Raw genomic sequence first — 13106 nt, 5'->3', positions numbered from 1 at the left:
TTTTCATTTATTTATTAAAGAATGTCAATTTCGCTTTAATACTCCAAAAGTTGAAAAACAATTAGAAATAGTATATAATTTAGCAAAGAAGGAGCTTTTTTAGTTATCTAGGACAGCCCCATTTTTTATTAAATCATTATATATTTCAAATGCTTCTTCTAATGTACATAAAGTTTCATATTTCATTTTCATCAATAATTTTTTCAATTTCTTCTAAAGCGTATGATTTTTTCATAGTATAGCTCCTATATTTTTATTATATAGAGGTACAAAAAACGGCTTCACAGTAGGTTTTTAAACAATAAATAAGTATAAATAATTACAGTTTATATAAAAATCTCTTATCACCTTTAAAATATCTTTCTATAAGTTTATCCCTATCTAAATGCCTTGTATAATTCATAATGTATCTTAAAGCCAAATCAATATACTCTTTGTAATTATCTTTGTAATTATCTTTGTAATTTTCTTTTATATATTCTTTTAATACATAAAGGGCTTTATTAGGAGCAAATTTATGCTTAGTACTATAACCCAAAATATAATCATATAATAGTCTGTCGCATTTCTCTTTTATATCATCATTTATAGAATTATTAACTTCTTCTCTGTCTTTCATCAGCTTTTTATAAAAATGCTCAAATAATTCATTGTATCTTGTTATAAAAAATGGAAATGAAAATAAATCTCTATTTTCAAAATAATAATCTATATCTGCTTCATCATATATAATATAACTTTTCATACAGTCATCATTATCCGTGATATTGTATTTATCCAATTCTCTTTGGTATTCCTCTTCCAGATGTTTATCAAACCTTTCTTCAAAATATTTCATCGCTTCATTCTTATTTTCGCTTCCCAATTCCATAAACCAAGTTCTTGAATCAACTTCCCCGCTTTCAAAAAACTCATCAACCAATTCTTTAGTTTCAAAATATATAAGTCCTTTCTTTCTATACTTTTCAGAAATCATCTCTTCTTTATATTTTTTATCATCTTCTTTTTCTATAAAATCTCTGTACTCCCCGTTATCATATTCATAATGCCAAGAAGGATATAAAGCCTCATAGCCTCCAATAAAATAATTTTCTTCACTAGGCTCTGCATACACATGCAGTTCTGAAAACTCACCATCTAGTATAGGAAATTTATCATTATGATACTTTTCATAAATATCTGGAAATTTGTCCTTCTCTAATAAACATTTATAATCCCAGCCCAATAAGTCTTTTTGTATTTCTGGGTCAGGATGTACAAATTGTTCAAAGTTAATCCTTATTAAATATTTTTCTAATACCCTTATAAAAGTATATACTGAACAATTATGATGATCATTTATTATGAGTTTATCTTCTTCTTTTATTTTTATATTATTTTTTTCTATTAGTTTATCAAGTTCTTTTAAAAAATAATTTAATGAATGTTTAGTATAATAGTAATCGCTTTTGCATTGTATAATATATTTTTTATTTTGTCTGTTTAATTCTTCCATAAATATTATTCCTTTTAATGTTTATTTTTAATTTAATTATAATTTATTAACATGACAAATTTTGACACTTTTTTTGAATATAAATTAAATAGAATTTTTTTATCCCTTTTTTATAACAATAAAATTTTGCGACAATTTTTGTCATAGTAATATGCTATATTAATTAATATAAAATAAATATTAAATATAGGAGGCTTTATATGGCTCAAAATTTTTACTGTGAATACTGTGGAAATAAATATTCTACAATAGCTACTCTTACAAATGGAACTTGTATCAAACATCCAGATGGTCCAAATAAAGGAAAGCATAAACTATATGAAGGCGGAGAAAAATCAGATTATTTCTGTAAATATTGCGGAAATAGGTATCATACAATAGCTTCATTAACAAATGGACATTGTATTAAACATCCAAATGGTCCTAACAAAGGGTATCATTCGCCAGCTCTATAAATTATAATAATTTTATTTTCTGTGCATAGTAATTTATTTTATTATGCACAGATTTTATTTGTGTAATATTGATTTTAAGCATATAATATACTTAAATTAAATGAGTATAATAAATGACTGCAGAAAATCTACTGGACTTTGTCTTAAATGAAAAGCAAAGTATTTTCAATGAAATTAAATAAAAAATCAGTCCTGAAATTAATCTCATAAATTCTATAAAAGAAAGTTTTGATGAGGTAAATAACAGCATATTATTGTTTAATCTATTTAAATTCAATTCCAAAATTAATAATGAAGATTTGGACATAGCAAGAAAATTTGCTGAAAATATATTAGTAATATAGACAATACCCACATATCAGTGTTTAATGAATATTCAATATCAAACGAAAGACTCGATTTATTTATAAAAAATGCCTCTTTCCAATTAATCATAGAAAATAAAATAAATGCTGATGACCAAGAATCAGAATTAGAAAGATATGAAGAATTATCAAAAAATCAAGAAAATACATCCATAATATATTTAACAATAGATGGAAAGAACCTTCTGAAAAATCTTTATCTCCATATATGAAAAATAAACTTTTAAAAGAAAATAGGCTTAAAAGAACAATTATTCATTTATTATATTTATATAACAATAAATAAAAGTAAAATTATTTACTATATTTACTAAATACTTTATTAAAAAATATGTCAATAAAATATTCTATATATCCTAAGAAAGCAAAAAACAAAACTATAAAAAAAGAATTTCTTAAAACAGTTTTAAGTCCGTATTTATCTATATCAATAAAAAAGCAAGGGTAATAACTTCCATCTGAAAAAGGACTTACTACCCTAGCCTTATAACAACAAAATCAAAATATATAATAGGAAGTAAAAGCCAAAGTAAAGGATCTATAACTTTATAAATGCCTTTCTTTTAAAAAAAATAATCAAAAATAGTCATAGTAGGAAGTATATAATGAACTATTAAATTTCTTAAATATGCTAAACCTTCAATAGTTTTTAATTTTATACAGTTTATATTATTACATATTAATTATAAAAAAGCCCGTCATAATAATACGACAGGCTCTATAATAAATTTCAATATTAATTTTAATTTCTATAAGGAGATATATCTCTTAGTCTTGATACAATCTTTTCTATAGCATCAGCGGCATACATTATTTCTTCCATAGTATTATCTAATGATAAAGAAAATCTAGTAGAACTATGAGCATATTCAAAAGGGACTCCCATAGCTTGAAGTACAGGGGAAGGTTCTAATGTACCAGATGAACATGCACTTCCACTAGATGTACATATACCGTATCCATCTAATAAAAGAAGTATTGCCTCGCCTTCTATATTTTTAAAGCTAATATTAGCAGTATTACTTACTCTATTAGCCCCCTTACCATTGATTTTTACATCGGTGATTCTTTTTAACACTTCAGTTTCTAAAGTATCTCTAAGTTTAGCAGTATGCTCCATAAATTTAGGAAGTTCTGCTTTTACCATAGATGCAGCTTTACCCAACCCTATAATATAAGGCACATTCTCAGTACCAGCTCTTCTTCCTCTTTCTTGATGCCCTCCAGTTTGAACGGTTCTTAACTTTGTACCATTTTTTATATACAAAACACCTATTCCTTTAGGGGCATGTATTTTATGCCCTGCTATTGTAAGCATATCGATATAAGGCTCATCTTTCATATTAAGAGGTAATTTGCCTGCAGCCTGTACAGCATCAACATGAAATACAGCACCTGCATTTTTAACTATCTGCCCTATTTCTCTTATAGGATAAATCACTCCTGTTTCATTATTAGCATACATTATAGAAACAATAGCCGTATTTTCATTAATGGCACTTTTTAACTCATTAATATTTATATTACCATCATTATCTACAGCAAGATAAGTTACTCTATATCCATAACGTTCTAAAACCTTGCATGTTTCTATAACAGCAGGATGTTCAACTTTTGTAGTTATAATATGATTTTTAGTAGGATACGCTTCTATAGTTCCTCTTATAGCCATATTATCACCTTCACTTCCGCAAGAAACAAAACAAACTTCAATAGGCTCACACCCTAAAAAATCAGCGACCTGTTCTCTAGCATGTTCCATATCCTTATGAACAACTCCTGCAGGAGAGTACATACTAGAAGGATTGAAGTATTGATCTTTAAAATAAGGCAACATAGCCTCCAATACCTCTTCATAAATTCTAGTAGTGGCATTATTATCCATATAAATTATTTTTTTATCTGACATATATATCCCCCATCAAGCACCTATAACTTCTAATTCAGGGGATACAAGTTCTTTTATCTTAGGTTCAACAAAGCCCTTTAAAGTATTTTTAGAAGAAGCACAAGAAGAACAAGCACCCTTGAACTCTATTATAACCTTATTTCCATCAACATCTACAAGTCTGCAGCTTCCACCGTCTGATTTAAGCATAGGATTAATAACTCTTTCCAAAGCCTCTTCAATCTTTTTAATCTTTTGAACAGTAGTCATAGGAGCATTATTAGCTTCTCTCTCCATCTCTGCCAACTCTTCATTTAAAATATCTTCAAGTTTAACTTTACAAGCTCCACATCCGCCACCTGCTTTAGTATAGAATATTACCTCTTCTACAGTTTTAAGATTATTTTCTCTTATAGCTCTTTTTATTTTAGTGTCAGTAACACCAAAACATTTACAGATGATAGCTCCTTCATCATGCTCATCTTCCTCTGTAGTGATTCCTCTATAATTGTTAATGGCTTTCTCTAAAGTTTCCATTCCCATTACAGAACAATGCATCTTTTCTTCTGGAAGACCTCCTAATTCCAAAGCAATATCTCTGTTTGTAATTTTTGAAGCCTCATCAAGAGTTTTACCTTTAATCATTTCAGTAAGAATACTGCTACTTGCTATAGCTGAAGCACATCCGAATGTCTGAAATTTAGCATCCTCTATAACTTCAGTACTCTTATTGATCTTTAAAGTTAATTTAAGTGCGTCTCCGCATACAATACTGCCTGTCATGGCTTCTGCATCAGGATTTTGTATTTCTCCTACATTTCTAGGATTAATAAAATGATCCTTTACTTTATCTGTATATTCCCACATGTTCCTACCTCCATCTAAGTTAATTATTAATATAAATATATTAAATAATTTTGGGATATAAAAATATAAAAATTATTTATTTATTCATTTCATCTAAGATTTGTTGTATAGCTACATGGCATCCACCGCAGCCTGTACCAGCTTTAGTATCATTAGAAACTTCTTCTAATGTTTTCAAATTTTTTGATTTGATAGCATCTCTAATTTGATTCTCAGTTACTGCCATACAAAAACATATTGTCTTATCAGCCATTTTAGATTCTCCTATTATCTAAATTAATTTTAAGAAAATAGAAAACATGAAACTTTCACATTAGTCTATTTTATAACCTTCCATTGTTAGAATATTTTAACATTTAACTAAAATAAATTCAAGTGCTTTTTAATATATTTATCTATCATATAATATAGAAGTAATTAATTTCATAAACTCATTAATATCAATATTATAAATATCATTTAATATTTTTATATCAAAATCTTCCAAACTTCAAAAATATTCTTGTTTTCCTTTTTTAAGCACTAATAATATATTAGCAGAACTTAAAAAAGAAAAACGCTACCCTAGATATTGCCATAATTATATTGGTATATTATAGCCTGAAAAAAGTACTCTTGATAAAATATCCACCCAAATTAATAATATTCTTCCTATTAAATATCAATGCTTATATGAAAAGTATGATAATTTTTTATTTATTTTCATTTGGCATTACTTAATTTTTTAACTATTTATAGTGTACACTAAAAGAGCTTCCATTTTATAATTTTCAATATTTTCTAAATCAATTATTCTATAATTATCTCTAACAGCATAAAATCTTATATTGGCATTCGGAGTAATATCACCATCTTTATCAGACACCGATAATATTAAATCAAATTGCTGATATGAATAATTTTCTTCAAGAATTTTTTTTAAAGACATAAACATCTTTAAAGCAAGATTAAGAACTTGTTTTATATCTCTACTGTTTGCAACATATATTTCATTATTATCCCATTCAAAATCTGTTAATTCCTTTCCAATAAGAGAAGTTGTACACATAGTGCAGTCTGTTTCATTACTTATAGTCCAATATTTTTCATTATTGGAATTCTCCCTTTCAAATACAGAATAATAATTTTTAATATCTATAGATGATAAATCAATACCCGAAATAAGTTCTTTCATCTTTGAATTAGTAATCAATTTAATAACCTCTTTATAATATTTTTCTATATTATAAAAAGATTTTATTTATTTTCAATATTATTATAAACTAATTCATCAGCGATATATTTTACTATCTTATCTCTCATATCTCTTCCATAATAATTAAACTGAGCTTCTCTAATTTCAAGAAGTTTTTTTCTTCCATTTTCTAAAAGTATATCTATTTTGCAGAAAATATCATTAGTTGAAGATGTACTATATCCCAATCCATTTTTTTCTAAATATATAGGAGTGTCTTCTTCCTGACCTGGTAAAGCCCCCATAGAAATTATAGGAATAATACAATTAATAGCTTCTGCAACTGATAATGAACCGCATCTTGTTATTAAAATATCATTATTCTGAAATAACTTAAATAATTCATTAGTATAGCCTATCAAATTCACTTCTTTTTTATAATCTCTTAATCTGTATTTTATTCTTCTATATGAGTTCCTGTTTCTTCCGCATACAACGGTAATATCGCAATCATATTTTTCATGCAGCTTTTTTATTATATAATATATTCTCTTAGATTTTTCAGAATTGTTAAGTAAAAGTATTTTTAATTTTCCATTTAAATTTGTATTTTTTCTTAAATCCTCAATATTAAAATAAATAGATGAAAATTTTTCTCTAACAGGTATTCCAAAAGTTAAAATTTTTTCCTTATCTATGCCGTTTTCTGCAATAAAATTTGAAACTTCTATAGAAGGACTTATTATTTTATCGCTTCTATTATCAAGCCATATATTGGTTACACTAATTATATCAGTTATTAAAGTATAGAATTTTATTTTAATATTATATTTTTCTAAAATATTCAGTACGCTTCCATTAAATAATGGATGCACACTTAATATCAAATCAGGACCGTAATAATTTAAAAGTTTAATAAATTCTTTTTCTATATTTTTGGAAGTATTTTTATTAAAAAAATTAGTATTTTTATCTGAAAGCAAAAAAAGCTTTGACCACATATCAGGAAAATATTTTACACAAGGATTATAAAGCCTTTCTAATACCTCAAATTTTTTATTTGCCAATTCAAATCCATTCACCACTTTACAATCAATCTCATCTTTATATAATTTTGAAATTCCCTGAATTATGGCTGTATGAACACTTTTATGACCATGACCTGTGTATTCTGAAGATATTATTAAAATTTTTTTCATAATTTTTTCCTTAATCATTTTTATAATAGAATATATCTAGTATCATAAAAACATATTCAGAAAAAATTATGCAACACAAAAAAGAATGGTAAAGTTATAAAAACATTATTGCTGTTTGCTGTAATTTCATCATCTTTTAATTATATATCCACAATATATTAATGTCAATAAGTTACAATATATTATCTACAATATATTTTACTATCTTATCTCTTACATCTCTACCATAATAATCAAATTGATTTTCTCTAACTTTTATTAAATTTTCTCTATTATTTTCAATAAGCAAATCTATTTTATTAAATATATCATCTGTAGAATTTGTATTATAACCTAAACCATTTCTATTTAAATATATAGGATTTTCCTCTTCCTGACCAGGTAAAGCCCCCATAGATACTACAGGTATTAAACAATTAACTGCCTCTATTATAGCTGTAGGTCCTGATCTCGTTATTAATATATCATTTTCATGAAATAGTTTTGGAAGTTCCTGAGTATATCCTATAATATTTGGACTATAGCTTCTTGATGAAAAAAATTCTTTTAATTTTTCATAAGTTTTTTTATTTCTTCCACACACAACAGTAACTTCACATTTATATCTGCTGTAAAGCCCATTTATAATATAAATAAGTCTTTTTGTTTTTTCAGAATTATTAAGTAAAAGTATTTTTAATGTGTCATTAATATTAGTATTTTCTCTTATCAATTCTTTACTTTCAAATAAAGAATAAAAACCTTCTCTCACTGGAAGTCCAAAGATGATGATTTTATCTCTATCTACTCCATTTTTAATCATATATTCAGAAGCTTCAATAGAAGGGCTAATAATTTTATCTGCTCTATTATCAAACCATAATTTAGTTATAGTTATTAAATCAGTAATAATAATAAAAAACTTTATATTAATATTTTTCTTTTTTAATACATTAAGTAAACTTCCGCTAAACATTGGATGAACATTTACTATAATATCAGGATTATAATTTTTTATAATTTTGATAAAACGTCTTTTAATTGTAATAGAATTATGTCTATTAATAAAATTCTTGTTTTTAAATGAAAATCTAAATATATTATTCCATACTTTTGGAAAATATTTTATACAGGTATTATAAAGTCTCTCCGCTGCAATTAAATCAGGTCCTCCAAGTGTAAAACCATTAATAACTTTACATTCTACTTTTTCTTTATACTTAGATTCAAAGCCTTGAAGTAATGCTGTATGAACACTTTTATGACCATGACCTGTGTATTCTGAAGATATTATCAAAATCCTTTTCATTTTAAAACCCACTAATAAAAAATTAATTGCTAAAAATTATACTAAAATTAATACATTTGTCAATAATATAAACTTCTTAAATTTATCTTTGATAATAATTAAAAAAAAATCCTAATGCCTGCAGCACTAGGATTTTCATAATTTTTTATTTAATTAAATTAATTATTAATATTATCAAAAGGATTATAAGTTAGAGATGTAGGCTCTGCTTTAGAAATATAATTTTGAGTTTCTTTCTTATTTTGAGCTTCCATATACTCTCTTCTAGATAAAGAAATTCTTCTTTTGCTTTGATTAACTTCTCTTACCACAAATGGATAAACTTCACCTACTTTCACAACTTCTTCTAAAGTACTTCCTTTAGGAATTTCCACTTGAGAAATATGCATATATCCTTCCAAATCATCTTCCAAAGAAACAATAGCACCAGAATCAACTATAGCCTTAACAGTACCATCAACTATAGAACCTTGAGGATGAGCCTTTTCAAACAATCTCCAAGGACTTTCCTGAGTATGTTTATAGCTTAATTTGATTCTTTGTTTATCTCTGTCTATTGACATGATAACCATATTAACATCTTCACCCTCTTTAACATAGTCTTTCATATTAACTATATTATTTCTCCAATCAAAATCGATTATATCACATATACCTTCCAAACCATTAGGAAGTTCAAATACGGCAAAATTCTTAATAATTCTTTTTACTTTACATTTTACAGAAGACTTAACAGGGAAATCTTTTTCAACAGTATCCCAAGGATTTTCTTTAACCTGTTTCAAGCCTAATGTAAGTTTTCTTTCAGCAGCATTCATATCAAGTATTTTACACTCTAAAAAAGCACCCTTTTTAACGAAATCGTTAGGATTATTAACATGAGAATTCCAACTCAAATCAGAAACATGAACAAGTCCCTCTATTCCATCAGCAACTTTTACAAAAGCTCCAAATTTCTTAACATTAGTAACTTCACCCTGTATAACATCATCTTTTTTATACTGCTCAACAAATTTACCCCAAGGATCTTCATCTAATTGCTTAAGTCCCAAATCAACTCTTCTCTTTTCCTTATCAACAGAAAGAACTTTAAACATTCTCTCATCGCCTTTGGAAATTATAGCTTTAGGATTAACAACCTTATCCCAAGACATATTAGGTATAGTAAGAAAACCATCTAAACCAGGTGTAATTTCAATAAAAGCACCGAATTTTTCTATATTTTTTACCTTACCATTAATAATATCATTCTCTTTCAATCCGTTTAAGAAAGTTTCTATTCCTGCATTCTGTGTCTCTTCCAATAATACTCTTCTTGAAACAACAAGATCTTTTGAATTTCTCTTAATGATCCTAAAATCATATTCATTACCGATATAATCAGCTTCTTTAATACCTTTTGCTAAATCTATTTGAGAAAAAGGACAAAATGCCTGAGATCCATTTATAGATACTTTAAATCCACCTTTTATAGCTTCCTTAACAATACCCGAAATTGGAGTATTATTTTTCACAGCATTATCTATTAACTCTTGAGATTTTCTCTTATCTATTTCAATTTTAGATAAAATAACATAACCTTTATCATCTTCACCTGAAACAATAGCCTCTATTTCTTCTCCTACAATAGGTTCTTTATCAAATTCGCTTCTCTTTATTTTACCTTCAGATTTAGATTCAAAATCTATAAAAACATCTGTATCATCAAATTGTACTACTTTTCCCTTAATGTTTTTTCCTCGGCTTAGAGATGTATTATCACTACTTTCCAAAGCCTTAAGAAATTCTTCACGTTCATTTGATAAGTTATTATCTTCCATTGTTCCCTCTCCCTCCTGTATCTTTAACAGGTTAAAAATATCTAATCATTTAATTAGACTTTATATTAAAAATCACATTAGCAATTTTTTCAACTACTTCATCAATAGTCATACTGGTAGTGTCTATTATATTAGCATTTTCAGGCACTACAAGAGGACTATCTTCTCTATTTGAATCAAATTCATCTCTTTTTCTTATACTTTCTCTAACCTCTTCATAAGAAATATTTTTGCCTTTAGATAATTCTTCATTATATCTTCGTTTGGCTCTTTCATCTAAAGAAGCATCCATATAAAACTTATGTTTAGAATTAGGGAATACCACACTTCCTATGTCTCTACCATCTACAACATAATTACCGCCTTCTGCTATTTTTCTTTGTAGAGATACCATATTCTGTCTTACTGCACTTATGGAGGAAACTTTAGAAACTAGATTGACTACTTTGATACTTCTTATATCTTCAGTTACATCTTCATTATCCAGATATATTCTTCCCTCATTATCAAAGTTAACACTTAAATTATTAAGAGCTGATATGACTTCACTATTATTAGTTATATCTATATGATGTTTTATCATATACAAGGTTACTGCCCTATACATAGCACCTGTATCTAAATATTTAAAAGATAATTTCTTAGCTAATAATTTAGCTATAGTGCTTTTTCCTGCCCCAGAAGGACCATCTAGAGTAATTATTTCGTATGTATTTGACACCTATTACCTTTATAAAAATAATTTTCTATACAATATATCATAAATGATTATAATTTGCAAATATTTATTACATTTTTTTAATATTTTCTAATAAATAATTTATACTATTAGTATTATAAGTAAAAATGAATGCTAAGTAATATGTTTGTATCTATATAAAAAGATGAATAAGATGCAGACAGATCCCTTATCATACTATTATAATCAACATTCATTGAACTTGAATAGGTAAAAGAGGCTGATATATTTTTATTATCTAAAAAATACCATTCTATAGTTTTTAAAGTCCTAAAGAAATTCAGATAATCTACTTTAGTTGATACATTTTTATCATAACCTATAAACTCATACAAATCTTCAAATAATGAAAGTATAGGTATAATATTGGCAATATTAAGAAAAGTACTTAACATAGGAAAACCCATAGCATTTAAATTTATCGAATAATCTTCAAAAACTATATCTTTTATATCTGTTACTCCATCATTGATATAGGAATTAGCCCAATAAATATTATCATCAACTCTAACGCTAGGAATACAATACAAATTAAGTGAAAATATAAATAAAATAAATAATATATATTTATAAACCTTCATATTTGATAAACCCTAATAAAAATAACAAATAAAAGATATATAATATTACTAATTTTACAATATGAAAATATCAAGAACCACGAATTTATTCGAAAGATTTGTACTTTTTTACTGAAAATTTGGCAATTCTCTTGAATTTTGAAACTATTCTCATTATTCCATAAAAAAAACCAAGCCCATAAAAGAAGTGTGTAATAAAAAACATAAAAGGGTATACAAACAAACCCCGAATCTTACATATAATACCTTTGTCTTTAAAAGCGTATAAAATACCCGCGAATAAAGTCATTATTATGTAAACTAATAATGGAAGAAAATAAAATTTTATTATGTTTACTCCTGTAATACCATATAAAACAGCAATCATAGGAGTTGAAATAATATAAGCAGAAAATAATGCTGGAATAGTAAATATCAAATTCTTGAAATTAAAATCTCTAAATAATTGTTCAAATCTGCCTCTACCATAATTAAGAAGCATTTTTATATAAGAGCCTAAATTCGATCTTGGAGGTCTTTGCACTATTATTTTTGGATCATATATCAATTTATATCCAAGAGAAAGTATTTTATCTATCAAAGCATTTTCTTCATTAGGATATAAATTCTCATTAAAAAGTCCAGCTTCAAATAATACATTTCGTCTTACAAATAAATTGCAAAGTATAACATCCCTATCACTGCCTTCTTTAATCATACTATTATCAAATCTATATCTATTAGCTATAGGACCAACTGCATAATAGGCTCTCATACATCTATCTATATACATTTCAATCAAAGAAGTAACCTTATGTATAGCAGGACCTCCGACTATGGCTACTCTTTCATCATTTTCAAATATACTATTAGCTTCTTTTATATTATCAGCATTTACAATAGAATCATTATCTATAAAATATACAATATCTCCGCATGATTGTTTTATACATTCATTTCTTTGCACAGTAGGATGGGTACCTTCTGCCTGAAAAATTTCAATATTTTCCTTAGGATAACTAGAAAGATATACCCCTTCTAGAGTTTTTTCTATATTTTCACCAATTCTATGCGGTATTATGATAGTAAATTTAAGCAAATTCTACATTCCCATATATCTGATATAAGCTGTTCTTAGCTGAGAAGCCATCTCTTCAGGACTTGTAGGATTGCAAGGTGCCCAAGCTCCTGTTTCAGAAGAAGCATTAAATTTCTGTTTCTCCTTACTTCTCATAGGAGGGAAAAATTCTATATGA

General features: G+C 26.5%; 13 protein-coding genes. 2 read left to right on the top strand and 11 right to left on the bottom strand.

Translation table 11 applies throughout. The features are described 5' to 3' along the window. Nucleotides 1-319 precede the first annotated feature (319 nt). Entirely contained in the window at nt 320-1495 is a 1176-nt protein-coding gene (locus tag Q1J76_RS08350; RefSeq protein WP_300369618.1) for a hypothetical protein, read from the bottom strand. A gap of 200 nt (nt 1496-1695) precedes the next feature. On the opposite strand from Q1J76_RS08350, the gene Q1J76_RS08345 reads away from it, so the two are divergent. Together Q1J76_RS08345 and Q1J76_RS08340 are read left to right on the top strand one after the other, a co-directional pair. Then, nucleotides 1696-1950 carry a hypothetical protein gene (locus tag Q1J76_RS08345; protein WP_300369617.1) on the top strand — a complete coding sequence of 85 codons (255 nt, stop codon included), beginning with the start codon at nt 1696-1698 and terminating at the stop codon, nt 1948-1950. 331 nt (nt 1951-2281) lie between these two features. Then, nucleotides 2282-2527 carry a PD-(D/E)XK nuclease family protein gene (locus Q1J76_RS08340; RefSeq protein WP_367182108.1) on the top strand — a complete coding sequence of 82 codons (246 nt, stop codon included), beginning with the start codon at nt 2282-2284 and terminating at the stop codon, nt 2525-2527. A gap of 530 nt (nt 2528-3057) precedes the next feature. Here the strand turns inward: Q1J76_RS08340 and nifS are convergent. The 10 genes from nifS to Q1J76_RS08290 form a co-directional block, all read right to left on the bottom strand. Further along, entirely contained in the window at nt 3058-4224 is a 1167-nt protein-coding gene (gene nifS / locus Q1J76_RS08335) for a cysteine desulfurase NifS (RefSeq protein ID WP_300369615.1), read from the bottom strand. A 12-nt stretch (nt 4225-4236) separates the two neighbouring features. Then, on the bottom strand, nt 4237-5070 hold the full coding sequence (gene nifU / locus Q1J76_RS08330) for a Fe-S cluster assembly protein NifU (RefSeq protein ID WP_300369614.1): 834 nt from the start codon (nt 5068-5070) through the stop codon (nt 4237-4239). 76 nt (nt 5071-5146) lie between these two features. After that, nucleotides 5147-5323 (bottom strand): (2Fe-2S)-binding protein, encoded by a 177-nt coding sequence (locus Q1J76_RS08325; RefSeq protein ID WP_300369613.1) that lies wholly within the window; start codon nt 5321-5323, stop codon nt 5147-5149. Between the two features lie 471 nt (nt 5324-5794). Further along, nucleotides 5795-6262, bottom strand: a complete 468-nt coding sequence (locus Q1J76_RS08320) for a hypothetical protein (protein ID WP_498034135.1) — start codon at nt 6260-6262, stop codon at nt 5795-5797. A 44-nt stretch (nt 6263-6306) separates the two neighbouring features. After that, complete coding sequence (locus tag Q1J76_RS08315; protein WP_300369612.1) at nt 6307-7443, bottom strand: MGDG synthase family glycosyltransferase; 1137 nt, start codon at nt 7441-7443, stop codon at nt 6307-6309. A gap of 172 nt (nt 7444-7615) precedes the next feature. After that, a complete protein-coding gene (locus tag Q1J76_RS08310) occupies nt 7616-8731 on the bottom strand; it encodes an MGDG synthase family glycosyltransferase (protein ID WP_300369611.1) in 1116 nt (371 codons plus the stop codon). A gap of 158 nt (nt 8732-8889) precedes the next feature. After that, a complete protein-coding gene (locus tag Q1J76_RS08305; protein WP_300369610.1) occupies nt 8890-10551 on the bottom strand; it encodes a S1 RNA-binding domain-containing protein in 1662 nt (553 codons plus the stop codon). Nucleotides 10552-10600: 49 nt separating this feature from the next. Then, nucleotides 10601-11272, bottom strand: coding sequence for a (d)CMP kinase (cmk, locus tag Q1J76_RS08300; protein ID WP_300369609.1), 672 nt, complete (start codon nt 11270-11272; stop codon nt 10601-10603). Nucleotides 11273-11385: 113 nt separating this feature from the next. Continuing rightward, the gene (locus Q1J76_RS08295; RefSeq protein WP_300369608.1) at nt 11386-11871 is read right to left on the bottom strand and encodes a hypothetical protein; all 486 of its coding nucleotides are present in this window, start codon (nt 11869-11871) and stop codon (nt 11386-11388) included. 85 nt (nt 11872-11956) lie between these two features. Beyond that, nucleotides 11957-12949, bottom strand: coding sequence for a glycosyltransferase (locus Q1J76_RS08290; protein WP_300369607.1), 993 nt, complete (start codon nt 12947-12949; stop codon nt 11957-11959). Between the last annotated feature and the right edge of the window lie 157 nt (nt 12950-13106).

It is taken from the genome of Brachyspira sp., assembly GCF_029258575.1.
Taxonomy (GTDB): domain Bacteria; phylum Spirochaetota; class Brachyspiria; order Brachyspirales; family Brachyspiraceae; genus Brachyspira.
Note: the sequence above shows the minus strand (reverse complement) of the source record. Positions and strands in the feature narration are given on the sequence as shown.